Genomic DNA, 23,826 nt, shown 5'->3' with positions numbered 1-23,826 from the left:
GCACTCGATGGAGTCGGTGCTCACCGAGGCGGTGGCCCTGCTCGACGAGGCGGGCGCGCCCGCGCTGACGTTCCGCGCGCTCGCGCAGCGCCTGGGCGGCGGTGTCGCCAGCATCTACTGGTACGTCGCGAGCAAGGACGAGCTGCTGGACCGTGCCACCGATCACGTGGTGGGCGCGGTGCTCGCCGACATCGAGAAGCTGCAGCTCGGCGAAGACCCCATCGACAACCTCCGCGCGATGGCCGTCGCCCTGTTCGACGCGATCGTGGAACGGCCCTGGCTCGCCGCGTACTTCATGCGCAACACCGAGCTCCAGAGCAATTCGCTGCGCCTGTACGAGAAGCTCGGCCGGCAGACGCTGCGCCTGAAGCTCGACGCGCGTCAGCGGTTCCACGCGGTGTCCGCGATCGTCGGGGTCGTCGTCGGTTCCGCCGTCGACATCGGGCAGGAGCCGCCGCAGGAGATCCTCGACGGCGCTGTGGACCGGGACGAGTACCTCGGCCGCTTCGCCCGGACCTGGCGTGAACTCGACCCGGAGGACTTCCCCTTCGTGCACGAGATCGTCGACGAGTTCGACGGCCACGACGACGTCGACCAGTTCCGCTCCGCACTGGATCTCACGCTGGCCGGGCTGCGGCTGCAGGCGGGGGCGTAACCCGCCGGGGCACCGCGCGGTCAGTGGCCCTTACGGCGCTGCGCGTCGAACCGCCGCAGCACCCGTACCGCGCGCCATGCGCCGGCGGCCGCTCCGAGCGCCGCGCCGCAGGTCAGCACGGGGTGCCGGGCCGGTCCGGAGATGCCGAGCGCCACGACCAGGGCAAAGGTCACGGCGAACACCGTCGCGGCCAGCACGGAGGCGGTGACGAGGGCGAAAACGATCTCCACCGTCATCGCGTCCTTCTCCCACCGCGACTCCCGCCCCATGTCCATGCCGCAAGTCTGCCATCGCTGCCCCGGCCCGGGGCAGAGACCGGCTGCGGTTGCCTCAGCCCACGGCCTTCTTGACGAGCACGGTGATCTGCTCCTCGACGGCGGCGCTCATGTCCGTCAGGGCGTAGGCCGCCGGCCACATCACGCCGTCGTCGAGCGCCGCCTGGTCGCTGAAGCCCAGCGTGGCGTAACGGGACTTGAACTTCTCCGCGCTCTGGAAGTGGCAGACGACCTTGCCGTCCCTGGCGTACGCCGGCATGCCGTACCAGAGCTTGGGCGCGAGCTGGGGAGCGGCTTCCTTGATGATCTTGTGGACGCGCTCGGCGAGGGCGCGGTCGCCGTCCCGCATCTCGGCGATCTTCGCGAGGACGTCCTGCTCCGCGGCGGCATCCTTCTCCGCACGGGAAGCGCCGCGCCGGGAGGCCGCCTTCTTCTCCTCGTTCGCGTGCTCCTTCATCGCGGCCCGCTCGTCGGCGCTGAATCCGCTGTAGTTCTCGGTGGACTTCGTGGATGCCATGGCTGGGTTCCTCTCGTACGGAAAAGGGCGGGGAAGCGGGATGGTGGTCAGGCCCGGTCGGTGTCGGTGGACGCGGTGGGCTCCCAGGCGAAACCGTCCGGGTCGGTGAAGGCGTGGCCGGTGCTGCCGAGAACGACGTGATGGGCGCTGCTGTCGTCGTCGGCGACGCCGAGGTCCTTGGCCAGGGCGCGGCGCTTGTACAGGGCGAGCTTCACGGGGTCGGAGCCGCCGGGGGTGAACTCGGCGTACTTCCCGCCGAAGCTCTTGCCGACGGTGAGCCCATGATCGGCGTAGAACTGCTTGGTGGCCTTCACGTCCTGGACGCCGATCAGCAGCACGACCTCGTCGATCTCGCGGGTCGCGGGGCCGGTGTCCTTCTTGGCCGAGGTGGCGACCTTCCAGATCGTCCCGTCCGGGGCCTGTACGACGCCGCCGTAGCCCCACAGCGACTTGACGGCCGGCTTCAGGACCGTGGCGCCGGCCTCCACCGCGGCAGCGACGAAGCCGTCGACGGTGGCCGGTCCGGACACGGTCAGCGCGAGGGTGAAGGCGCGGAAGCCGGTGCCGGGCAGGTCATCCGAGGCCCGCAGCCGGATGTACGTGTCCACGCCGAAGGCGCGGTAGAAGTGGCGGGCCGCCTCGATGTCTGCCACCTCGAGGGTGACGGAGGAGAGGGAGCTCGTGGCGTTGGTGGCGGTGTTGGTTTCCATGAACATCACGCTAGAGGCCTTCCTGGTGCCGGGGCTTCTTGATTCCTGACCGCTCTCGCCACCTGCTGCGCGACACATGCCGGCATCCCCTCGATGCCGTCCGCCGCGAGGCCGCGGAACGCCTCGGGCGTCATGCCCACCAGCTCGGCGAAACGGGTGACGAAGATCCCCGGCGTCGCGCAGCCGACGGCGGAGCAGACGGCGTCGACGCCGAGATCGCCGCGCAGCAGCAGCGTCGCGCGGTCCATGCGACGCGCCGTCAGATAGGCGTACGGGGACTGCCCGTAGGTGGCCCGGAACGCCCGGCCGAGCAGCCCGGCGGGCAGGTCCGCCCCGCGTGCGAGCGCCACCACGTCCAGCGGCTTCGCGTACTCGCGGTCGATCCGGTCACGTATGCGGCGCAGCCGCTTCGCATCGGTCAGGCGCTGCGGCTCGACGGGCGTACGCCCCCGCGCGGTACTGCGTGTCTGTGAGATGTCCATGCCGAGCAGGCTAGGTACGCCCCGGCGGGCCGTGCTTCTCGATTCCTGACTGACCCCGCCGTGCCCGTCGCTCTCGTCAGGCGGTCTGCCGTTTCCGGGAGGCGTAGGCGCGGGACTTGTTGCGGTTGCCGCACACCCTCATGGAGCACCAGCGGCGGCTGCGGTTCTTCGAGATGTCCCAGAACGCCCATGCGCAGGTGTGCTCCGCGCAGCGCTTGAGCCGGGTCGCGTCGCCGGTGGTGGTGAGTTCGTTCCAGGCGATCGCGAGGGAGGCCAGAGGCTCGCGTTCCGGGGCGAGACCCGGGGCGACGGCGAGCGCACCCCGCGCTGTGATCAGCACAGGGTGCGCGGCGAGCACCCGGTCGGCCGCGGCGAGCAGTTCCGGGTCGGGGGTGTCGCCCACGTGCGCGCCCAGTTCCTCCCGGAGCCCCGCGCGCAGGGCGAGGTAGTCCGCGTGGACGTCCGCCGCGATCCCGGTCGTCCCGTCGAGCAGGCCGCGGCCCGCGAGCCAGGCGGACAGCCCGGCGGGGGTGGCGATCGCGTCGCTCGCTTCTTCCACGTCGACCGTGTTGACGAAGGCTTCGACCAGGACGGCCGAGGCCGGTTGCTCCAGCACGTGTCACCCCTTCCCGTCCTCCCACTCTACCGCCTAACCGTTTTACCGGTTGCGCGGTGACGGTGGCGTCAGGCAGAGTGCTTTCACCGGCTAACGCTTTAGCCGGTGAGATTCCGTGCAGCTGAGCCGACCAGGGGGATGGCCATGACCACAACCGCGCCCGGACAAGCGGACGTCGGCGGGATACCGGGGACGGCCGCCACGCGACGAACCGGGGACTCCGGGCGCCGTAACATCGCCGTCCTGGTCGCCTTCACCGCCGCGACCAATCTCGCGGACGGTGTGATGAAGATGGCGCTGCCGCTGCTCGCCGCCCAGCTCACCCGCTCGCCCGCGCAGGTCACCGCCGTCTCGCTGACCCTCACGCTGCCCTGGCTGCTCATCGCCCTGCACATCGGCGTCCTCGTCGACCGCTTCGACCGCCGCCGGCTGCTCTGGGCCGCGAACGGCATGCGCCTGGCCGCGATGGGCTGGCTCACCGGCTCGGCCGTGTCCGGCGGCATCACGCTCACCGAACTCTTCGCCGCCGGCGCGATCCTCGGCGTCGCCGATGTGGCCGCCTCCACCTCGGCCTCCGCCCTGGTCCCGGCCGCGGTGCCGCCGGCCGGGCGTGAACGCGCCAACGCCTGGATGGTGGGTGCCGAGACCGTGGGCCAGGAGTTCGCCGGCCCCTTCGTCGGAGGGCTGCTCCTGGCCGCCGGAACCAGCCTTGCCCTGGGCGTCATAGGCGTCTCCTACGCCCTCGCCGCCCTCGCCCTGCTCCTCCTCGTGGGCCGCTTCCGTCCCGCGCCCCCTGCCCCCGGCGCGGCCCCGGCGTCGGTCAACAGCCGCATCGCCGAGGGCGTGCGATTCCTCTGGGACGACCGCCTGCTGCGCACCCTCTCGGTGATCGTCGCCGTCCTCTCCGCCGTCTGGGGCGCCTGGCTGGCCCTCATGCCGCTCTACGCCCAGCGGACCATGGGGCTCGGATCCAGGGAGTACGGCATCCTGCTCAGCGCTCTCGGGGTCGGCGGGCTGGTGGGCGCGCTGACGGTGACCTGGGTGAACCGGGTCCTCGGCGCCCGCCGCGCGATGTTCGCCGACCTGATCGGCACCATCGCGATGGTGGCCCTGCCCGCGCTCACCACGAGCCTCTGGGCGGTTGCGGCCGGCGCCTTCCTCGGCGGCATGGGCGGCACCCTCTGGTCGGTCAACGCCCGCACCCTCACCCAGCAGCGGGTCCCCGACGAGATGCTCGGCCGCTACGGAGCGGCGTCCCGCCTCTTCAACTTCGGCGCCATGCCGCTGGGCGCAGCCCTGGTGGGCCTCCTGGCCGAACTGGGCGGCATGCGCCTCGCGTTCGGGCTCTTCGCGGCAGCGACGGCGCTCACCCCGGTGCTGTTCGTCAGGAACGTCCCCAGGTCCGTGTCGCCGTCGCACCGGTGACGGCCCGTTGTCAGTGGTCCGGTCCACCATGGGCGGGACAGTTCACTTCGAGGGTTGGGGGCATCATGCCGGTCACGAACGAGCAGGTGGCGGGACATGCGTTCCTGCGACCGCTGTACGAGGACGAGTACTTCCCCGATCACGTCCTCGACGAGGGCAGGACGATCCTGCTCCGGCTGTGTGAACGGATCGAGGCGGAACAGCCGTCGGATCTGAAGGCCCTGTACGTGCTCACCCGGGCCGCGACGGAGGAGTTCAACGACCTGGAGGCGAAGTTCGAGGCGGCCGGGAGCGAGATCGAGACCGTGGCGCGGGAGGAGATCGCGGAGGACTTCTGGTTCATCGCCTCGGCCTACGGGTTCGAGGACGCGGACGCGGAGGAGCTGATCGCCACCCGGGACTGGTGAGGCGCGGTCAGCCGGCCGGAGGCCGATGACGACCGGCCGGCCGGGTCGGTCCGCCGGCTCGTCACGGCCGCCGGACGACCGGTTCGCCCGACCATGTCGCGCCCTCCTCCAGCGGGGCGGGAAGGGGAGTGATCCCGAGCAGGCCGGTGGTCGCCTCCGCGGCGATGCGCTGCCACCGGCGGGCGTCGCGGATCATGGTGTGGCCCCCGATGGGCATGCGGAGGCCGTAGGCACGGGCACCGGCGGACTGGGCGCGGGAGAGGTACGACCAGGTGTCGGAAGCCCGGGTGATGCGGTCGCTCTCGTCGTGGAGGGCGACGACGGCGCGGCCGCTCAGGTGGGCGGCCGGTTCGTGCGGCGGGCACCAGGGGGCGAGGGCCACCACGCCCCTGACCTGGGGGTCGGCGGCCGCCCGCAGTGCCGCCCTGCCGCCCATGGAGTGGCCGACGAGCACGACGGGAACGGGGCCCGTGGCCTCGTACAGTTCGCTCAGCGCGCGACGGGTGTCCGCGACCGGATGGGCGTTCCCGCCGTTCCAGCCGCGGTGGCGGTAGCGGACGTGGCCCACGAAGACGTCCTCGTCGGCGAGGGCCCGCAGGATGGCCGTGGCGAAGGGCCGCATGCGCAGAGCGGGCAGGTTGAGGACCGCCGGAGGTTCCAGCGACTCGGAGCGGCCTCCGTGCAGCAGAAGAACCGCGGCCCGCGCGCGCCGCATCGGGCGTTGGCCGCGGACGGGCCGGAGAGCGGCGTTCCCGTCGGTGCCGTTCGACTGGTCGGGGAGAGTCATTTCCTGTTCCCTACATGCGTCTCGCGTGGCGTCCCGGCGGCGCTGCCTGAGGACGAAGTGGCTGCTCACCGCACGGGAACATGGTGCCCCGGAAGCCGCCGTCGAACCGCGTCGCCCGCCCGTACGCGCGGCCAGGAGCGGGTAGGCCGCGCAGGCAAGGGCGACGTACCCGCAGCGGTGGGTGGCCGGTCCGGACGTTCGCCGATGCGCGGGGGCCGAGCGGCCGCTGATCAGTAGCGGTCCGGTCGCTGACGCTACGATCTGACGCGAGGTCTGGATCAAGTCCGGGAGTGAGCGGAATGACAGCCACCGACGCCACCGAGCAGGAGCTGAGCATCGGCGAGGTCGCCGAGCGAACCGGACTGAGCGTGCACGCCCTGCGCTTCTACGAGCGCGAAGACCTGCTCGTCGGGCCGGTCCGGCGCACGTCGGGCGGCCGACGGCGCTACACCCCCTTCGATGTCGAATGGCTGCTGATCTGCGTCAAGCTCCGCGAATCCGGGATGCCCCTCGCCGACCTCCGGCACTTCGCCGAACTGGTCCGCCGCGGACCGGGCAACGAGGCGGAGCGCCTTCGACTGCTCGACGGGCACCGACAGCGCGTCGAGGCGCAGATCCAGGCGCTGGAGGAGTGCCGGTCCGTCATCGCCTGGAAGGTCGGCGTCTACGAAGAACACCTCGCCCGGGGCGCGGCCGGCGGGCTCTGGGACCCGACCCCCTGAGGCGGGCGCCGACCACGCCGGGAGCCGCCCCGGAGACTCCCTTGACCTCAATTCGGCTTGAGGTTTTACGGTGATCGCATTCCGTTGATCACGAGGGGGGCACATGAGCACGACGCTCAGGGAGTACTCGCAGAAGGAGCTGGCCGCCCAGCCCATCGGGGCATGGGCGGGCATGGCGAGCAGGCTGGTGGTCGGAGCCCTTCGCGAGCAGTTGGCGGTGGAGGACCTCACACAGCCGCATTGGTGGACGCTCAATCACGTGGCCGGGGAACCGGGTACGTGGACCCGCGCGGCGCTGGCCGTACGGCTGGCGAAGTGGGACGACCTCGGTACCGACTTCGACAAGGTCTTCGACGACCTCGTGGACCGGGGCTGGCTGGCGGAGGACAGGGGACTCATGACGCTGACCGAGGCGGGGGAGGACGGGCGCATCCGGGCCGGGGACCGCAATCTGCGCGTGCACCAGCAGGTGCACGAAGGCGTCGGCACGGCCGACTTCGCAACCACGATCAACGTGCTGCGCCGCATGGTCGCCAACCTCGGTGGCGACGGCAACCTGCCGGACTGACAAGTCGTCACGGGCCATCGCCCGCACGGCACCGCGACATGAACGCAGGTGAGCCACCGCGCCCGCCGGGCGAGTGGTGATGCGCCGTCGTGGCTGAGGAGGTGGTTCACCCGCACGGTCCGGGGACCCGCACCTCAGGGCAGAGGGACACGGATGACCGGCTCGAAGGGGTGCTTGTTGTACCCGCTCCGGACGTTGCGGCACCCCTCCGCCTCGCACATATGGAACTCATCGACCTTGCCGCGTCCGGTCTTGCCTTTCAGCCAGGTCTTCTCGTCGGCTGTGAGAGGGCGGTGCCTCTCTTCGGAATCGCAGGTATAGCAGTACATGATTCCAGGCTTCACATGACCTCCCGGGCCATTCGAGCGGACAGCCCACCGATTCTAGAGAAGTCGATGGAGGCCACGAAAGAGTCCGTTCGGTCGTATGTGGCGCAATAATTCCGGTGCCATGGGCCTTGGATGAAAAGTAGTTAAATCATTTCGTCGGGAGTTTCCCGCGTGTACCGGCAGGTTCTCGGGGAACGGCTCTGAGGCAAGGTCCGCAACCGGAGTCGACTCGGGAGAACGAACGTGACAGACGCGCAGGACTGCATTCAGCAGGTCAGAGACGACCTCGAAGCCGGCATAGGGCACTACATGGTGGCCGTCGCGAGCACGCTGCTGGACGAGGGTCTGCCCGTGGCCGGGATCTCGGCGTTCGGAGCCTATGACGACGACACCCAGGACGAGTTCGGTGCGGACGTGGAAGGAAGCGTGGAGTTCACCGGTGCCTTCAGGCGGACGATGTTCGGCGAGGGCCGGGACGCGGGCCTTCTGTGGTGCGGTGTGTCGGGCTGGTGTTTCTTCCGTGTCCCCGAAGGCTCCGGCCAGGGCCTCATCGAATCCGCCCGGTGGATGGGTGGCGGACTGACCCCCGAACCCGGCCGGGTGGCCGCGTTCTTCTCCGAGGTGCAACTGGATCCGGATTTCGCGGGCAGCGAGGACCGGCCCTTCTACCGCGCCGCGCACAGGGAGCCGCAGGCGTTGCTGGAACGGCTCGCGGTGTTCGCCACGGACGACGGTGCGGCCGGGCCGTCGTCCTACGAGGAACGGTTCGCCGGCCTGCGTGCCGACGCGTACCGGACGAGGGCGGTGAGCGCCCTGACAGCGGGGCAGCAGGAGATCGTCGAAGTAGCCTTCCGCCGGGGAGAACTGCGAGCACTGCAGGCGTTTCTGGAGTACGGGGAGGGAACGGCGCCCCCGGGCGAGTTGCGGGAGCTTTCGCGAAGACTGGCGTCGGACGTGTCCCTGAGGGCGCGGCGCGGGAGGGCAGGAGTCGACGAGCACTGCGAGGCCTTCATCCGTGCGAGCGAGCAATGCTAGCCGCGCGAGGGGCGAGTCGGCGCTCGACTCGGTTCCGGGGAACGCTGTTCGCGCCGCGCACCCGCCACCCGCTCGGCTTCGCCCGGGTGACGCCGGGTCGGCGTCGGGCGTACCCCCGCGCGTCACTGCGAAGACGAGCGCGCTCTCCCGCCGGGACCTCGCCCACCGGCTGGGACGGGCTCCCTGAGAAGGAGGCCGTGCGACCGGCTCCCGCTCCGGTCGCGTACGGGTCCTTCCGGACCGGGGGCGGGGCTTTGGATCCCGGCCCTGGCCGCTCCCGCGCCGCCGGTCCGGACGTAGACCTCCTGCACCGTGGTCGGGTCGGCCGCATGGTCTGCGCCGGCGCCCTACGGGCCGACTCCAGGAGCGTCGGAGACTCGACCGGGCCCGCGTCGCTGGGGAAGCCGGCGAGCGCACGCCCCGGGCCGGCTCATCCCGGCCCCGCATCGGAGGAGCGGTCCGACGCCGGCCATACGTAGGGCAGGTCGTCCGGTACGTGAGGGAAGCGGTCGCGGTAGTGCTCCGGGTCCTTGCGGACCAGCGCCGACTGGTGGCTCCGGTGGAAGTCCGTCGTACCCAGCCACTGCGGTAGATCTCCGTCCGCGCCGAGCCGGTCCTGGGACCGGACCGTTACGGCGGCCCGGTGGGCCCGGAAGTCCCGTACCAGGGTGTCCGCGCAGGTGTCGGCGCGCCCCTCGGCCGTCCAGACCGCGCAGATGTCCAGCCCGTACCGGACCAACGCCTCCTCGTACCCCGCCCACATACGGACCGCCGGATGCCGGCGCCACCCGTACCCCGGCACGGTCAGTCCGCGGAACACCTGCAGGGCCTCCACCCGCTGCTTGCCCAGTCGTCTGGGGTCCAGGACGCGGGCCGACTCCGTGAAATCCGGAAACGGAAGGAATGTCTGCATGAAGCCTGTCTACGCGTGTGCGTCGCGTGCCGCTCCCCACGCGGAGCTACGCGTCCGCCACCAGGTCCGGGTCCCGGCAGCCGAGCGGCCCCGTCGTTCGCAAAAGGTGACGCGGCGGCGATGAGCGGCCCCGTCGTCCGCGAAACGTGACGCGGCGGCGAGGCGCGGGGCGATACTGATCGTGACGGCTGTCTCCACGGGCGGGTCCGCAGGGGCCCGGCCGGCCGGCGGCCACTGACCTGTGTCGATGTTCCCGAGGAGGGCCGTTCATGACCACGGCGAAAGACCTGTTCATCATCGCCATGGACCCGGACCACTCCGTCGGGCAGGGCGACCTCTCGCTCGCTCTGGCGGGAGCCGAGCTGATCGATCTCGCCGGAGCGGGCGCGGTCGTCGTGGACGGCGACCGCATCGTGCCGGGCGAGTCCCCGGCGCCGGACGACCGGCTCCTGCGGGAAGCAGCCGGCGGGCTTGTTCCGCAGGCACCCCACGAGCCGGTGGAGGACTGGCTCTGGCGACGCGGCCGGGACCTCGCGGCCACCTATCAGGCCGCCCTGGAGGAGGACGGCGAGCTGACGCGCAAGCGAACCGGCCGGCTTTCCCTCGGAGCGGAGCGCGTGCAGCCGGCCGATACGCCCACGGGGAGGCGCGCCGCCGAGCGCTGGGCGGAGAAGGAGCCCGTCCTCGCCGCCCTGGCCTCGGCCGTCGGCGTCGACGGCGCACGACTCGGCGACGAGCCCGGCTTCGAGGACGAGGCGGTGACGACCGTGATGGCCGCCGTCCACGACGCGGTGATGGAGCTGGAAGCCGTACGCCAGCGGCGCACGATCGAGAACGCCGCCTTCGCCAACGTCTGGCGCGGCCCCTGAGCCGCAGCGGGAGCGAACGGGGCTGACGGGGCCCCGGCAGCCCCGGACATGCCGCGCAGACGGGTACCGCACCGCCAGAAGCGTGGGCCGACTGGGCCGATCGCGTGAGCGGGGGCCCGGCACCACGCCCACCGAGCAGGAATCAGCGGATTCTGGCTTCGGTTCGCGGCGGAAGTGGTGGTGGGCAGATGACCGGAAGCATGGCGAGACCGGCAGCGCCCGACCGTGCCGCGCGACGCGCGCGCGGCGCCCCCCATGCGGGAGGGGCGGTGAGAACGGTCCCGGGGCCCACCGATCACGTCGTGGTCGTCGGCGCGGGGCTCTCCGGCCTCTCCTGCGCGCTCCACCTGCTCGGCGCCGGACGCCGGGTCACGGTCGTCGAGCGGGACGCCGGGCCGGGCGGCAGAGCCGGACGCCTGGACCTCGGCGGCTTCCAGCTGGACACCGGGCCGACCGTGCTGACCATGCCCCACCTGGCGGACGAGGCCTTCGCCGCCGTGGGCGACAGCCTGTACGCACGCGTGGAACTGATCGCCCTGGACCCCGCCTACCGGGCGAACTTCGCCGACGGGAGCACACTCGACGTCCACACCGACGGCGAGGCGATGGAGGAGGAGGTCCGGCGCTTCGCCGGACCGACCCAGGCCGCGGGCTACCGCAGACTCCGCACATGGCTGGAGCGGCTCCACCGGGCGCAGATGCGGCGGTTCATCGACGCCAACTTCGACTCCCCCTTCCAGCTGCTCCACCCGGATCTGGCCCGGCTGGCGGCGCTCGGCGGCTTCGGGCGCCTCGACCGCCGCATCGGCCGCTTCCTCTCCGACCCCCGGCTGCGCCGTGTCTTCACCTTCCAGGCCCTGTACGCCGGAGTCGCCCCCGCGCGGGCGCTCGCGGCGTACGCCGTGATCGCCTACATGGACACCGTGGCCGGCGTCTGGTTCCCCAAGGGCGGCATGCACGCGCTCCCTCGCGCGATGGCCGATGCCGCGCGCGACGCCGGTGCCGATCTGCGGTGGTCGGCCGAGGTGAACACCCTGGAACGGCGGGCCGGCCGGGTACGGGCCGTGCACCTGGCGACCGGGGAGCGGATCGCCTGCGACGCGGTGGTGCTCTCCTGCGAACTGCCCTCCGCCTACCGGCTCATGGGACGCTCACCGCGCCGCCCGGTCCGGCTGCGCCACGCGCCTTCGGCGGTGGTCCTCCACGCCGGCACCGACCGCACGTGGCCCGGCCTCGCCCACCACACACTGTCGTTCGGCACCGCGTGGGAACGGACCTTCGACGAGCTCACCCGCACCGGACGGCTGATGAGCGACCCGTCGCTGCTCATCACCCGCCCCACGGCCCACGATCCCGCCCTGGCACCGCCCGGCAAGCACCTGCACTACGTACTGGCTCCCTGCCCGAACACCGAAGTGGGCCCCTCCACCACCGCCTGGCGGACCCTCGGACCCCGCTACCGCGACGACCTGGCCGCGACCCTGGAACGCCGTGGCCTGGAGCACTTCCGGGACAGCGTCCAGGAGGAGTTGCTCGTGACACCCCTCGACTGGGCCGCCCAGGGGCACGCGGCGGGCAGCCCCTTCTCGGTCTCCCACACGTTCGCCCAGACCGGTCCGTTCAGGCCCCGCAACCTCGTGAGCGGCCTGGACAACGTCGTACTGGCCGGGTGCGGCACCACTCCGGGTGTGGGGGTGCCGACCGTGCTCATCAGCGGAAAGCTCGCCGCGGCGCGCGTCGTGGGCAGCAGCCGCCGCACCCCGTCCGCCGCGCCGGTCCGCCACGCCGCGCCCGCCGCCCTCGCGGGAGGTGTCCATGACCCGTCGTGAACTCGACGCCGCAGGCATCACCGACCCCACACTGCGCGCCGCCTACGCACACTGCCGGCAGCTCAACGCCCGGCACGGCAGAACCTACTTCCTGGCCGCCCGGCTGCTGCCGGTGGAGCGCCGCTCCGCGGTCCACGCGCTGTACGGCTTCGCCCGCTGGGCGGACGACATCGTCGACGATCTCGACCGCCGGCTGACGGGGCCCGCGCGCGACCGGCTGCTGCGACGCCTGGAGGCCGACCTGGCACACGGCCTGCGTGCGGGCGGCGGCGACGAACCTGTGGTGCGTGCCGTCGCCGACACGGCCGCCCGCTACGCCATCGACCACAGCCTGTTCGCCGACTTCATGGTCTCCATGCGCAGCGACCTGAGCGTCACCGACTATCCCGCCTACTCCGACCTCCTCGCCTACATGCACGGCTCCGCCGCGGTCATCGGACTGCAGATACTGCCGGTGCTCGGCACGACCGGGCCCCGGGAGGAGGCGGCGCCGCACGCGGCGGCTCTCGGCGTGGCCTTCCAGCTCACCAACTTCCTCCGGGACGTGGGCGAGGACCTGGACCGGGGCCGGGTCTACCTCCCTGCCGACCTGCTCGCCGCCCACGGCGTGGACCGGGCGCTGCTGGAGTGGAGCCGGCGAACGGGACGGCGCGACCGCCGGATCCGTGCCGCCCTGATCGCGGCCGAAGCCCTGACGCGGGGCGTGTACCGGGAGGCGGAGCCGGGCATCGCGATACTCGATCCGCAGGTGCGCCCCTGCATCCGCACCGCGTTCACTCTGTACGGCGGCATCCTCGACGCGATCGCCGGCCAGGACTACGCCGTGCTGCACCGCCGGGCCGTGGTGTCCCGCGGGCGCCGTGCGACGACAGCCGCGTACGGAGCCCTGCGCACCGTGGGAGCGCGCTGCCGCGCCCGCGCCGGGGCCGGTGTTCCGGCGGGAGGGCGGGGGCAGTGACGGACCATGAGCACCGGGCCCGCTGGACACCGCCGTTGCGCCGGCGCCGGGGGCCCGGCTGGGCGTCGCAGACGCCCACCTGGCAGGCGGCCCGCCCCGCCCTGATCTCCGCAGCGCTCGAACGCGCCTCGGCGCGCCCCTCCGGCAACTGGTTCGTCGTGGGAGCCTCCCGGGACGTGCGGGCCGGCGGAGGCCCGTACGGCAGGACCGTCGGCGGTGTCGAAGTGGTGCTGTGGCGCTCGGACAAGGGCGAACCGCATGCCGGGCCGGGCGTCTGCCCCCATCTGGGCGCCCCGCTGCGCGACAGCCGGGTGGTGTGCGGCACGCTGGTGTGCCACTGGCACGGACTCGCGCTCGACGGCCGCCCGTACGCCGGCTGGAAGCCGTACCCCGTGCACGACGACGGAGTGCTGCTGTGGGTGCGGCTGGACGGGGTCGGGGGCGAAGTACCCACCGAACGCCCGGACGTGGTGGACCGTCCCGCGCCGGGCACCGCGCTGGAGGCCGTGTTCACCGCGGTCGGCCGCTGCGAACCGCAGGATGTCGTGGCCAACCGGCTCGACCCCTGGCACGGATCGTGGTTCCACCCCTACTCGTTCGCGGACCTGACGGTGAAGCGGGCGCCGACGGGGGACGAGGACGACGATGCCTTCGTCGTGGACGTCTCCTTCCGGGTGACGGCCCGTCTGGTCGTGCCGGTACGAGCCGAGTTCACCGCACCCGGTCCGCGTACGGTCCTTATGCGCATCACCGAGGGGGAGGGCGCCTCCTCGGTGGTGGAGACCCATGCCACGCCGCTCACTGCCGCCCACGCCGTACGACCGAGGACGGCGGTGGTCGAGGCTGTCGTCGCCGCGTCGGACCGCAGGGGCTTCGCCCTGGCACGGGCCGCCGCCCCCGTGCTGCGGCCGTTGATGCGCCGCACCGCCGGCCGTCTGTGGCGCGACGACCTCGCCTACGCGGAGCGGCGGTGGTCCCTGCGCAGCACGGGCCGGTTCCCCGGGTGACCCGGCCGCGGCGCCGGCGTCAGCGCGCCGCGAGGCGGCCGAGTGCGCGCAGCAACGACGAGCGCCCTGCCCGGGGCACCGTCCACAGCACCTGGCCCCGCACGTTCCAGTCGGCGAGCAGGGCGTTGGCGGCCAGGAACCCCGTGGTGGCGGCGCGTTCCATCAGCGCCACGGGGAGGTCGCAGCGCACCGAGTCACCGGCGAGGGTCAGCCAGCGGTGCGGTCCGCGTACCGTGGGGCGCCGGTGATACGAGCCGACGGGAAACAGCGGGCAGTCGGACCGCCACTCGTGCCGGGCGTCCACCACCCGGGCCCGCCGGGTCTCCGGGTACACCTCGTGCAACTGGCCGGCGAGCCGCGCCTCCACCTCACCGCGTGCCGCACCGCCGTCGACGGCGTACGCGTGCAGCTCCACCACCGAACCACCGCTGCGCGCCGCCCAACGGGCGGCCTCGTCCTCGTAGCGTTCCAGAACGCTGATGTTGTCCAGGCCTCCGTAACCGCTGGTGCCGAGGAACGCGGCGCGGCCGGGGTCGACGGGGCGGTCGAGCCAGAGCCGTGAGACGAGGAACGGCGGCGCCGTGCGCAGAGCGGCGATGTCATCGCGCCACGCCGGGGCACCCAGCCCAGGCGACCCGGCCACGAGTCGGCGCAGCCCCCGTGCGTCGAGGGCGAGGACGACCGCGTCGTACGGCCGTACGACGGAGTCCGTACGTACCTCGGCTCCCGCACCGTCCCCGGGCCGCACCCCGCGCACCGGCGTTCCGGTCAGGATCTCCGCCCCCAGGCTCTGGAGGTAGTCGCCCAGCGGCTCCCAGAGACACTGCGGGAACGGGGCGTCGGGCACGTCGAAGAGCAGCCCCTCGGCCGACCCGAGGAAGTAGATGTGGAACATGAGCACGAGTTCCGCCGCCGACAAGGTGCGGGGATCGGCGAAGAAGCTGCGCGAGAACACCTCGAACGCCAGATGGTGGGCCGCCTTCGGAAAGCGGACCCGTTCGAGGAAGGCCGTCGCACCGATCGAGTCGAAGCGCTCGTAGACCTGCGGTACGCGCACATCCAGGAGAGGCAGCGCCGCCCCGGGATTCATCGCGGCGAGATCGCGCCAGCCGAACGTCGGGCTCAGGGCGGCGAATCCGAGGGCGCTCAGCGGCGGTGTCCGGGGGACACGGGCGAAACTGTCCGTGAGTCCGCCGCTGTGGCGCAGGGGATAGTCCGGCAGGGGCGTGAGCCGGGCGAGGGCGGGATCGGTGCGCCGCAGGAGACCGCGCAGGTTGTAGTACTGACGGAAGAAGGCGTGAAAGCCACGGCTCATGGTCGCCGTGGAGCCGTCGGCCAGGCGGGTGCGCCACCCGCTCACCCGGCCGCCGAGCGCTTCCCCTTGCTCGTACAGCGTGACACGCGCACCGCGCTCGGCCAGCGCGGTCGCGGCGGCCAGACCGGCGATGCCGCCCCCGATCACGGCCACCGCCGGCGCATCCTCGCGGGAGAACCGGCTACGGCCCTCCGCGGGCATCAGCACCTCGGCCTTGCGGTCACGGCCGCGCCGGGCCGCGAGCGGGCGGGCGGTCACCGGGAGTGCCCCGCGCCGACGCGGGTGCCGTTGCCCGCCAGGAACGTATGCACGATGCCCGTCTGCCACCCCGCTGCCGGGGCGACCCGCACACCGGTGAACCCGGCGCGCGAGAGGCGGCCGGCGAAGGCCGGGGCCGTGTCGAAACCGAGCACGCTGCGCCACAGGTGCCGGTACAGAGCGCGGTCCCCGGTGAGCGTCCCCAGCGGGAGGATCACGCCCTGGCACACCGCAGTCCAGAGCGAACGGTGGACGACCGAACCGCTCAGGCTGTACTCATGCACGGCCAGTCTCCCGCCGGGCCGCAGCCGGTCGCGGACGGCTGCCAGGACCCGGTCCGGATCCGTGACGTTGCGGAACAGATAGGCGGCGAAGACCGCGTCGAAAGGCCCTTCCCGCAGGTCGGGCAGCTGCTCGGCGCTGCGGTGCAGGAAGCGCACCTGAGCCGGCCAGCGCTTGGCGCGGGCGCGACGGAGCATGCCGGCCGACGCGTCGACGGCGGTGATGCGGGCGAGCGGCGCGGCCCGCAGCAGGGCGCGGGTGGAGGCACCGGTCCCACAGCCGAGATCCAGCACATGCAACCCCGCCCCCGCCCGCGGCAGTTGCAGCCGGCGCGCCGAACGGGCCAGATCGGCCCGGTAGCCGGGATTCAGAGCGGTGAGGAGATCGTAGGCGGGGGCGGCTTCGTCGAAGGCGTCCGCCAGGTCGCGGTCGTGGAGCAGATCCATCAACGGCTCCTTTCGCGAGGGGCAACGGTGACCGGCGCCGGCTGCGGGCGGCGGCGCAGAAAGGGAAGCTCCACGGCGGTGCGCAGCATCGGGCCCACGGGACAGCGCAGTCCGATGCCCCATTCCTCCCACGGAGTGGTGGCGCCGTCCAGGAAGCGCAGCAGACGCGGCGCGGGTGTGTGCCGGAACAGCCCGGTGAAGAAGGCGGGGCCGTCGATCCGGCCGGTGTCCAGGGCCCGCAGCAGCACCGCGTCCATCGCCAGCGCCCGCCGGCCATGGGCGGGCGGCACGGCCGCCCGCCCCGCGCGGACACCGGCCGCGACGGCCCGGCTCTGGCGCTGCACCGCGGCGAAGGTGTACCCCGTCGCCGGCCGGGTGGCGCCGCCCGCGGCGCCGATACGGAAGACGCGGCGCCCCACCCTGCGCGGGAACCGCCCGTCGGTCATCGGGATGACGCCCTGCTCCACCGCCTCGACGCTCCAGGCCCCCAGCCCCAGGACCTCCCGGCTGTAGTGGTCCAGCGCCGCGTCGTACGCGTCGGTGTCCAGCGGAGTACGGGAGAACTGCGTGTACTCCACGAGCGCCCGGTCCGGGGCCAGCGGCAGCACATAACCGAAGGCCAGCCCATGACGGGGCTGCGGCACCCGGAAGTCCATCAGGTCCGCCACCTCCGGATCGAAACGGTCCCCGGCCGTGCGGACGAACCAGCCCCGGAAATGCTGAAGCAACCGCGTACGGGCCGACGGCAGGGCGGCCACGGGCCGCGAGTCGAAGACCAGACGGGCCCGCAGCCTCAACGCCCCGCCGTCGGGCCCCGTACACAGCACCTCCGCCCCGTCGCCCTCCTCGCGCACCGCGCCCGCCGTCGCCCGCACCACCCGCGCCCCGGGGCTCCGCGCCAGCCGGGCGTGGACCAGCCGCTCGAACCGTTCGGAGCGCAGCATGCGGTACCGCAACGGGAACGGAGCGACCGTCACGGCGCCCCCGTCGGCGCCGTGCACCCGCAGACGCGTCCACGAGGCTTCCACCGCCTCCTCGAAGTCCCCCGGGCCCTCCTCCCAGTAGCACCACGTGCGTCCGGGCGGCCGCAGCGGTCCGTCCGGAGCCTCGACGACCGTCACCGTGGCGGTGCCGTCCACCGCCAGCCGGTGCGCCAGGCTGAGCCCGGCCGCGCCACCGCCCACGACGACCACGTCCGAAGCGATGTCGGGGCGTCGGCTCACCGGGCGGGCCGTTCCGCCAGCACCTCACGGGCGGCGCGCGTGCCCGAGGCCAGCGCCCCCTGCACCGACCCGGTGGCGCGATGGTCGCCGCAGACATGGCGCCCCGGAGCGAACCGGGTCGTACGGCTCAGCGGCCAGGGCGGCGGCATCGCGGGCAGAGCCCCCTCGACGGTGTACGCGGCGATCTGCTGCCAGCCGCTCGTGTCGGTGTCGTACAGCTCGGCCAGACGCCGGAGCACGTCGTCCGCCCTGCCCGGCCCGTCCCCGCCGAGCACGGAGGTGGAGACCAGAGCTCTGCCACGGGGCGCGTAGGTGCGGGCGACCTCGCTGAGCACACAGGTGTTCAGTACGAGCCCCGTGCTGTCCACGACCAGAGTCGGTTCGGCGAACGGCGTGCCCGGCGCCGCGTGATAGTACGTGGTGACGGTCCGCCCGGCCGGTGTGGCCAGGCCGGGCAGCAGCCGGGACGCGGCCGCCGCGTCCGTCGCCACGACGACGGCGCTCGCGGGCAGCTCCCGGCCGTCGGCCAGCAGCACCCCCTCCGCCGTCAGCCCGGCGATCGGGGTCTCCAGACGCAGAACGCCTGCGGGCAGCCCCTCGGCGAGCTGCGCGGGTACGGCCCCGATACCCGCGGCGGGCAGACAGAGCGTTCCTCGCACCATGCTCCGCCAGACCAGCCGGAAGAACCGCGCCGACGTCTCCAGCCGGTCCTCGAGAAAGACACCGGACAGGAAAGGACGCAGGAGCTCGGCCGTCACCCCGTCCGACAGCCCCGCCGCGGCCAGTTCGTCCGCGGTACTGCGGTCCGGGCGCCGTTTGGGCAGCCGAGCGGGCAGGAGGGCGTCGCGCGCGGTGAGTACCGTCAGCGCGACCAGGTCGCGAGGCGGCACGGACCGCCTCAGCAGCAGCTCCGCGCCCGCGGCCGGCCGCCGCGTCGGATCCATGACCCGCACCGAGCCGGTCGCCGTACGCGCCACGAACCCGGGCGTGAAGGGCCGCAGCCGCAGAGCGGGCAGGTCCAACCGCCGCTTCACCTGCGGGTACGAGGTGTTGAACACCTGGAAGCCGCGGTCCAGCAGGAACCCGTCCCGCCGGTCCGTACGCATCCGGCCGCCCACGGCGTCGGACGCTTCCAGCAGCGCCACCCGCCGTCCGGACCGGCACAGATCCAGCGCACAGGCCAGTCCGGCGAGACCCGCCCCGACGACGATGACGTCCGGAGCCGGGCGGTGCTGAAGAGTCATCTCACTCCTTCGTTGGCGCGCACCATCTGTACACGCGCCCGCCGAAGGCTCGCCGCACGGCACGCCGACGGCCCCGCGATCTCAGGGAGAGCGGTTCAGAAGCGTCCGTACGCGCTCATGGAGTGTGCCGAGGCCCTGGATGCCTTGTTGAAGTTCTCGCTGGTGGACGAAGACGGCCAGGTCGAGCACGACATGGGCGAAGCAGTGGGCGAGGACGCCGGGGCCCGCGACCCGCGCGCCCGCGTCGAAGAGCATCCGCAACGCCTCGGGGGTGATGTCGGGCGCGCTCAGAAGCGTCGCGTAGTCGAAGACCCTGGTGCCGCTGCCCAGCGCCTCGATGTCGAGGACCGCGCTCACCCGGTCCGACTGGATCAGGATGCTTCCGGGGCGGAAGTCGCCGTGGACCAGGTCGCCGGTGGGCAGGGTGACGGGGCCGTGGGCGGAGAGGAGGCGTGCGCACGCGTCGACGAGGGCCTGCCCGGCCGGGCCGGTCGCCGCCGCCTGCGCCCACAGCCCCGCACTCCGGTCGGACATGCAGTGCGTCACGTACCGCGACCAGCACCTCTGCGGATCGGGATCGAGCCCTGCGTGCGTCTCCAGGAGACCGATCAGCAACCGGGCCTCGGCTGCTGCCACTTGGTGCGGGCTGCGGCCGGCGGCGAAGTCCTGGATCTGGTACCCGAAGCCGTCCGTGCTCGTGCCGACGGCACGCCAGGCCGGTGTGGGGTACCCGGCAGCCCGTACCTTCGCGACGCCTTCGGCGGCACGCTCGATCCGGCCGGCCCACGCGAGGTCGGGGCTCCATTTCAGTACGGCCCGCCGATCCGAGTCGTCGGTCAGGAGCCAGGCCCCCGACTGGACCCCGTCATCGAACCGGCGCAGCAGCCGGAACCCGGTGCCATGTGCGCGGTTGGCCTCGCTCAGCACGGACCGCGTGGTGTCCGCATCCGTGGCGTCGGGCGGGCTGCTCCGGGTCATGAGGCATCTCCTGGTCGCGTCGGTTGCGCGTCGCGGTCGGTCGCCGCGGCCGGGGACAGCCAGGGCGCGGCGTTGTCACGGAACGACGCGTGGACCGGCACGAGGTCCGGGCCACTGGTGTCGTCCAGGGCGGTGACGTTGATACCGGTCTCCGGGACGTCGCTGTCGACGGCCGCGAGCCGGCTGCCACAGGTGGGACAGAACGCACGCCTGGCCTCACCTTCGTACGTCTCGTACCAGGTCGGCTCGGTGTCGCCGCTCCAGGTGACCGACTCGAATCCAACCCACCACATCACCGGGGCGCCACCCAGTTTCTGACAGTGCCCGCAGGCACAGGTGTGGGGGAAGACGGCCGGGCCCCGGGTCGTGAAGCGGACACGGCCGCACAGGCAGCCGCCGGTGCGTACCTCGGATGGCCCGTCCTGCTGGTCGTTGCCGGCGGGGGTGGTGTTCATCGGGGCGTCTCCTCTGCGCATGGGTCCAGTGGGGGTTCGCCTCGGCCGGATGCGGAGGCGGCGGCGATCGTCATGCTCCCGGGCTGTTCTGCTCGGAAGCGGTGTCGTGGTCCGTGCGTTGGCGGGGTGGCCGCGCGGTGTACTGCTGGGCCTGGAGGAGGTAGGCGGTGCGGTAGCTGCCGGCACCCGGCCGGTCCGGGCCGGGCCGCGCGGCCATGAGTTGGTCGTGGGTGCCCTGCTCGACGAGACGGCCGCCGTCGAGTACGTAGATCAGGTCGGCGGCGGAGCTGGCCGCGAGGCGATGGGTCACGAGCACGACGCTCCGGCCGCCGTCCGCCAGGGAGCGGATACGGTCGAACGCGGCCACCTCGGCAGCCGCGTCGAGGGCGGACGTCGGCTCGTCGGCGATCACCAGGTGCGCCGGCCGGTCCCCCGTACCGCGGGTGGCCGCGCGGAAGCCGGCACGGGCGGCACCGATGCGCTGCCACTGGCCGCCGGAGAGTTCGACCCCGCCGGTGTAGCCCTTGGCCGCCAGGGTGTCGAGGCCGTTCGGCTGGCGTTCGAGGAGCGGGGCCAGGTCGGCGAAGTCGATGGCCTTGTCCAGGGCGTCCTTGTCGCCGGCGCGTTCCGGGCGCCCGGCGATCGTGTTCGCGCCGATGGTGAACGGCCACCGGACGAAGTCCTGGGCCAGCACCACCACGGAGTCGAACACCTGGGCCCGGTCGGCGGTGCCGGCGTCCACGTCGTCCCACCGGATCCGCCCCGTGTCGGGCTGGTACAGCCCGCACAGCAGCTTGGTCAGGGTGCTCTTGCCGGCGCCGTTGACACCCACCAGTGCGACGACCTGGCCGCGGGGGATGTCCAGGGTCAGGTCCCTGAGCGACGGTTCGTCCCGGCCGGGGTAGGTGAAGGACACGTTCTCCAGACGGATCACGGCCGGGTGCTCGGGAAGGTCCGCGCCGCCGGCCGGGATCGCGCGCTCGCGGGCCTCGACGCCGAGCCGCTCCAGGTCCCGGACGTACAGCGACTCCTCGAACATGCGGTTGACGCCGGTCAGCAGGGTGGAGACGGAGGCGGCGCCGCTGCGGATGCCCACGACCACGGTGACGGCGGCGGCCACCGGCATCCGGCCGGTGGCGACGAGCCAGGCCAGCATCCCGAAGGTGGCGGCCGAGGCCGCGCCGGACAGGACGGACGCCCCGACGGAGGTTCCGGCGGCGCCGCGCGCCAGCCGGTGCCGTTCGCGCTCCGAGGTCCGCGCCATGTCGTCGTACGCGTCCAGCAGCATGCGGCCCACCCCGTGCACCCGCAGCTCGGCGGCGGTGTGCGTGCTGGTCATCTGCTGGCTGATCAGGCTGGACGCCCTGGCATGGGTGAGCCAGGCCATCAATGAGGCGTGCCGGCGCCGGGCCGTGCGTACCGCCCCCCAGGCGCGGGGCAGGGCGATCAGCACGAGCATGGGCAGCAGGGCCACGTGCAACGAGAGGATGACCCCGGCGGTGGCGGCCATGGTGAGCAGCGAGCCGAGGACGGAGGTGGCCTCGGAGGTCAGCCGGCGTACGGAGTCCGCCCCGAAGCGGGCCGACTCCAGGACGCGGTTGAACTCCGGGTCCTCCAGGGCGGAGAGCTCCACCCCGCCCGCGTGCCGCAGGAGCGTGAGCGTGGTGGCCCGCTCGACCGTCGGCTCCAGCACCGCGGCCGCCCAGGTGGAGGCGGTGTTCAGCAGGCTGACGGCCCCGGTCGCGGCGGCCGCCACCAGAAGGGGCACCAGGGCACGGTGCAGGATCTGCTCGGGGCTTCCGCCGCCGACGAGCTGGGCCAGCACCCGGTTGGTGGCCACCAGCGCGAGCGCTCCGGCGGCCGCCTGGCCGGTCTCGGCGGCGACCACGGCGAGCAGGGCCCGCCGGTTGGCCCGCCAGGACAGCCGGCAGGCGAGCAGCAGCATGGCCGGAATCTGTCGCGCGACCCGCCTCAATGTGGCCTCGGATCCCACCTGTTCGTGCCGGGCGAACCCGAAATCGTAGGTGAGACGGTCGCCGAAGAGGCGGCGCTCGGCTGCGGACGGCCCGTCATCGTGAGCGGTACGGGTGCGGCTCCTGGCGCGGGAACGCAACCACGGACTCATGCGGTCCCCCAGTCCCAGTCGCCGACGTACGCGGCCTCACCGGTGCCGCGGGCCCGGTCCAGCGCGCTCAGGCGCGCGAAGTCACGGGCGGGCATCAGGGCCTCCCAATCCGCCAGGGGCAGGACACATACGTCATCGTGTTCATGCGGACCAAGAGTGATGCGCCGGATCCGCGCCGCGGTGAGACGGCCGTCGTCGAAGACCGTTCCGGCGCGGTCGGCCGGCTCGGCGACGCCGTCGAGAGCGGTCGGCAGCCCGCACAGGGCGCCGCTTTCCGCCGCGTGCCGTTCCAGGTGCGCCGCGACGGTGTCACGGATGTGGGAGCGGGAGAGCGGCACGTGATCACCTAGGGATGCGTCGGGCACGGTTGTGAGGCTCAACGAGCCGTCCGCCCTCTCGGACTGGGGTGTTTCAGTCGCTCCGGAACGCCGGAACAGCGCCGGTGCCGGGTGATGGCGGATACACCCATCCCTGTGCGGCAACGCCTATGTCCCGTAAGCGGGTTGGCCGAAACGCCGACTCATCGGCCGGCGTACCCCTCCCACAACGGGCCGCCCGCCCTCTCCAGCACGTCCGTCACGACGGCGGCGAAGGCCTCGGAATCTCCGGCGATCGCCTGCGGGGCTGCTTCGGACAGCGCACGGTGCACGCCGGGGTCGGCAGCGGCCAGCCGCCGCGACAGCCACTTGCCCCGGCCGAGCCAGTGCCCGCCGACGAGGAGAACCAGCTCGGAGGCGTGCTGAAGCATGTGCGCGACCAGGTACAGGCGTTCCGCGCGGTCCGTGCAGCCGCGCAGGTCGTCGAGCAGGTCCGTCAGGGCGTACCGCGCCTGGTCCCGCTCACGGTCCGAGAGCGGCGGCGGGCCCGCCGCCCAACGCCTTCGCGCTTCGTCCTGGAGCGACGCGCCCAGCCCGTCCGCGTCCACCAGGAGCATGCCGTCGGCGCACATGGCGAGCAGCGGCGAGTTCCGCTTCGCGGTCTCCCGGTCTGCGAAGTCGTGCCAGACGGTCTCCGTTTGAAGAAACAGCTCCACCGGCCAGCCGCGGTACACCAGGCTCTCCCGGCTGGGGGCGGGCGGCCCGTCCAGGAGGACCACGATGTCCAGGTCGGACGTCGGCGTCCGGCGCTCGGTCAGCACGCTGCCGGCGAGGAAGACCGTCCGGGCGGTGGGAAAGCGGTCCCGAATCAGTGCGCGGGCGGTGAGCACGGGGTCGTCCATGAGCGGAGCGTACGTGCCGAAGCCGGCCGAGTGCGGCGGGATTATGGCGGTGGGGCGTAGCCGCGGGCCCGGACGAGGTCCTGGGCGAGGCGGGTGAAGGCGTGGGCGGCGGCGCTGCGGTAGCCGCCTTCGCGGTGCAGGAGGGTGACCGTGCGGGTGGGCAGGGGCGGGTCGAGG

At 72.8% G+C, this 23,826-nt stretch carries 27 protein-coding genes; 10 read left to right on the top strand and 17 right to left on the bottom strand.

Going from position 1 to position 23,826, the window contains the following annotated elements:
* The first annotated feature begins 7 nt into the window (after nt 1-7).
* Nucleotides 8-655 carry a TetR/AcrR family transcriptional regulator gene (locus EAO73_RS14255; protein ID WP_147972022.1) on the top strand — a complete coding sequence of 216 codons (648 nt, stop codon included), beginning with the start codon at nt 8-10 and terminating at the stop codon, nt 653-655.
* Nucleotides 656-675: 20 nt separating this feature from the next.
* Here the strand turns inward: EAO73_RS14255 and EAO73_RS14250 are convergent, their stop codons facing one another.
* The 5 genes from EAO73_RS14250 to EAO73_RS14230 form a co-directional block, all read right to left on the bottom strand.
* The gene (locus EAO73_RS14250) at nt 676-930 is read right to left on the bottom strand and encodes a DUF6332 family protein (RefSeq protein WP_147971889.1); all 255 of its coding nucleotides are present in this window, start codon (nt 928-930) and stop codon (nt 676-678) included.
* Between the two features lie 55 nt (nt 931-985).
* Nucleotides 986-1,447, bottom strand: a complete 462-nt coding sequence (locus EAO73_RS14245) for an iron chaperone (RefSeq protein WP_147971888.1) — start codon at nt 1,445-1,447, stop codon at nt 986-988.
* Nucleotides 1,448-1,494: 47 nt separating this feature from the next.
* A complete protein-coding gene (locus tag EAO73_RS14240) occupies nt 1,495-2,163 on the bottom strand; it encodes a glyoxalase (RefSeq protein WP_224756317.1) in 669 nt (222 codons plus the stop codon).
* Entirely contained in the window at nt 2,163-2,639 is a 477-nt protein-coding gene (locus EAO73_RS14235; protein ID WP_224756294.1) for a helix-turn-helix transcriptional regulator, read from the bottom strand. The genes EAO73_RS14240 and EAO73_RS14235 overlap by 1 nt, the downstream gene beginning before the upstream one ends.
* A gap of 76 nt (nt 2,640-2,715) precedes the next feature.
* Nucleotides 2,716-3,255 carry a CGNR zinc finger domain-containing protein gene (locus EAO73_RS14230; protein WP_147971886.1) on the bottom strand — a complete coding sequence of 180 codons (540 nt, stop codon included), beginning with the start codon at nt 3,253-3,255 and terminating at the stop codon, nt 2,716-2,718.
* A 138-nt stretch (nt 3,256-3,393) separates the two neighbouring features.
* Between EAO73_RS14230 and EAO73_RS14225 the strand changes: the two genes are divergently transcribed.
* Together EAO73_RS14225 and EAO73_RS14220 are read left to right on the top strand one after the other, a co-directional pair.
* Complete coding sequence (locus tag EAO73_RS14225) at nt 3,394-4,680, top strand: MFS transporter (protein ID WP_147971885.1); 1,287 nt, start codon at nt 3,394-3,396, stop codon at nt 4,678-4,680.
* Nucleotides 4,681-4,745: 65 nt separating this feature from the next.
* The gene (locus EAO73_RS14220) at nt 4,746-5,087 is read left to right on the top strand and encodes a DUF5713 family protein (protein ID WP_147971884.1); all 342 of its coding nucleotides are present in this window, start codon (nt 4,746-4,748) and stop codon (nt 5,085-5,087) included.
* A 61-nt stretch (nt 5,088-5,148) separates the two neighbouring features.
* Here the strand turns inward: EAO73_RS14220 and EAO73_RS14215 are convergent, their stop codons facing one another.
* A complete protein-coding gene (locus EAO73_RS14215; protein WP_147972020.1) occupies nt 5,149-5,802 on the bottom strand; it encodes an alpha/beta fold hydrolase in 654 nt (217 codons plus the stop codon).
* A gap of 371 nt (nt 5,803-6,173) precedes the next feature.
* Here EAO73_RS14215 and EAO73_RS14210 point away from each other — a divergent pair, with 371 nt between their 5' ends.
* Together EAO73_RS14210 and EAO73_RS14205 are read left to right on the top strand one after the other, a co-directional pair.
* Nucleotides 6,174-6,596, top strand: coding sequence for a MerR family transcriptional regulator (locus EAO73_RS14210; protein ID WP_147971883.1), 423 nt, complete (start codon nt 6,174-6,176; stop codon nt 6,594-6,596).
* 103 nt (nt 6,597-6,699) lie between these two features.
* Complete coding sequence (locus tag EAO73_RS14205; RefSeq protein ID WP_147971882.1) at nt 6,700-7,164, top strand: MarR family transcriptional regulator; 465 nt, start codon at nt 6,700-6,702, stop codon at nt 7,162-7,164.
* Between the two features lie 134 nt (nt 7,165-7,298).
* Here the strand turns inward: EAO73_RS14205 and EAO73_RS36550 are convergent, their stop codons facing one another.
* Nucleotides 7,299-7,493 (bottom strand): hypothetical protein, encoded by a 195-nt coding sequence (locus EAO73_RS36550; protein ID WP_147972019.1) that lies wholly within the window; start codon nt 7,491-7,493, stop codon nt 7,299-7,301.
* A gap of 243 nt (nt 7,494-7,736) precedes the next feature.
* Between EAO73_RS36550 and EAO73_RS14195 the strand changes: the two genes are divergently transcribed.
* Nucleotides 7,737-8,528, top strand: coding sequence for a hypothetical protein (locus EAO73_RS14195; protein ID WP_147971881.1), 792 nt, complete (start codon nt 7,737-7,739; stop codon nt 8,526-8,528).
* 430 nt (nt 8,529-8,958) lie between these two features.
* Here EAO73_RS14195 and EAO73_RS14190 read toward each other — a convergent pair whose 3' ends face one another.
* Nucleotides 8,959-9,441 carry an MSMEG_6728 family protein gene (locus EAO73_RS14190; RefSeq protein WP_147971880.1) on the bottom strand — a complete coding sequence of 161 codons (483 nt, stop codon included), beginning with the start codon at nt 9,439-9,441 and terminating at the stop codon, nt 8,959-8,961.
* A 269-nt stretch (nt 9,442-9,710) separates the two neighbouring features.
* Here EAO73_RS14190 and EAO73_RS14185 point away from each other — a divergent pair, with 269 nt between their 5' ends.
* The 4 genes from EAO73_RS14185 (at nt 9,711) to EAO73_RS14170 (ending at nt 14,104) form a co-directional block, all read left to right on the top strand.
* Entirely contained in the window at nt 9,711-10,310 is a 600-nt protein-coding gene (locus tag EAO73_RS14185) for a GOLPH3/VPS74 family protein (RefSeq protein ID WP_147971879.1), read from the top strand.
* Nucleotides 10,311-10,579: 269 nt separating this feature from the next.
* On the top strand, nt 10,580-12,139 hold the full coding sequence (gene crtI / locus EAO73_RS14180; RefSeq protein ID WP_147971878.1) for a phytoene desaturase family protein: 1,560 nt from the start codon (nt 10,580-10,582) through the stop codon (nt 12,137-12,139).
* Nucleotides 12,126-13,097: a phytoene/squalene synthase family protein gene (locus EAO73_RS14175; RefSeq protein ID WP_147971877.1), complete on the top strand. Its 972-nt coding sequence runs from the start codon at nt 12,126-12,128 to the stop codon at nt 13,095-13,097. The genes crtI and EAO73_RS14175 overlap by 14 nt, the downstream gene beginning before the upstream one ends.
* Nucleotides 13,094-14,104 carry a DUF5914 domain-containing protein gene (locus EAO73_RS14170; RefSeq protein ID WP_224756292.1) on the top strand — a complete coding sequence of 337 codons (1,011 nt, stop codon included), beginning with the start codon at nt 13,094-13,096 and terminating at the stop codon, nt 14,102-14,104. The genes EAO73_RS14175 and EAO73_RS14170 overlap by 4 nt, the downstream gene beginning before the upstream one ends.
* 19 nt (nt 14,105-14,123) lie before the next feature.
* Here the strand turns inward: EAO73_RS14170 and EAO73_RS14165 are convergent, their stop codons facing one another.
* From EAO73_RS14165 to EAO73_RS14125, 9 genes are all read right to left on the bottom strand, one after another.
* Nucleotides 14,124-15,620, bottom strand: a complete 1,497-nt coding sequence (locus EAO73_RS14165) for an FAD-dependent oxidoreductase (protein WP_147972017.1) — start codon at nt 15,618-15,620, stop codon at nt 14,124-14,126.
* 53 nt (nt 15,621-15,673) lie between these two features.
* Nucleotides 15,674-16,405: a methyltransferase domain-containing protein gene (locus EAO73_RS14160; protein WP_147971876.1), complete on the bottom strand. Its 732-nt coding sequence runs from the start codon at nt 16,403-16,405 to the stop codon at nt 15,674-15,676.
* Nucleotides 16,405-17,628 (bottom strand): lycopene cyclase family protein, encoded by a 1,224-nt coding sequence (locus EAO73_RS14155; protein WP_147971875.1) that lies wholly within the window; start codon nt 17,626-17,628, stop codon nt 16,405-16,407. Before EAO73_RS14155 ends, EAO73_RS14160 begins: the two co-directional genes overlap by 1 nt.
* On the bottom strand, nt 17,625-18,872 hold the full coding sequence (locus EAO73_RS14150; RefSeq protein WP_147971874.1) for an NAD(P)/FAD-dependent oxidoreductase: 1,248 nt from the start codon (nt 18,870-18,872) through the stop codon (nt 17,625-17,627). The genes EAO73_RS14155 and EAO73_RS14150 overlap by 4 nt, the downstream gene beginning before the upstream one ends.
* An 81-nt stretch (nt 18,873-18,953) precedes the next feature.
* Entirely contained in the window at nt 18,954-19,850 is an 897-nt protein-coding gene (locus tag EAO73_RS14145; RefSeq protein ID WP_147971873.1) for an aminoglycoside phosphotransferase family protein, read from the bottom strand.
* The gene (locus EAO73_RS14140; protein ID WP_147971872.1) at nt 19,847-20,305 is read right to left on the bottom strand and encodes a GFA family protein; all 459 of its coding nucleotides are present in this window, start codon (nt 20,303-20,305) and stop codon (nt 19,847-19,849) included. The genes EAO73_RS14145 and EAO73_RS14140 overlap by 4 nt, the downstream gene beginning before the upstream one ends.
* A gap of 70 nt (nt 20,306-20,375) precedes the next feature.
* Nucleotides 20,376-22,250, bottom strand: a complete 1,875-nt coding sequence (locus EAO73_RS14135) for an ATP-binding cassette domain-containing protein (RefSeq protein WP_191134059.1) — start codon at nt 22,248-22,250, stop codon at nt 20,376-20,378.
* Between the two features lie 176 nt (nt 22,251-22,426).
* Nucleotides 22,427-22,768 carry a hypothetical protein gene (locus EAO73_RS14130; RefSeq protein ID WP_147971870.1) on the bottom strand — a complete coding sequence of 114 codons (342 nt, stop codon included), beginning with the start codon at nt 22,766-22,768 and terminating at the stop codon, nt 22,427-22,429.
* Nucleotides 22,769-22,950: 182 nt separating this feature from the next.
* A complete protein-coding gene (locus EAO73_RS14125) occupies nt 22,951-23,649 on the bottom strand; it encodes a nucleotidyltransferase domain-containing protein (protein WP_147971869.1) in 699 nt (232 codons plus the stop codon).
* Between the last annotated feature and the right edge of the window lie 177 nt (nt 23,650-23,826).

Source organism: Streptomyces sp. col6 (assembly GCF_008042035.1).
In the GTDB taxonomy this organism is placed as follows: Bacteria; Actinomycetota; Actinomycetes; order Streptomycetales; family Streptomycetaceae; genus Streptomyces.
Note: the sequence above shows the minus strand (reverse complement) of the source record. Positions and strands in the feature narration are given on the sequence as shown.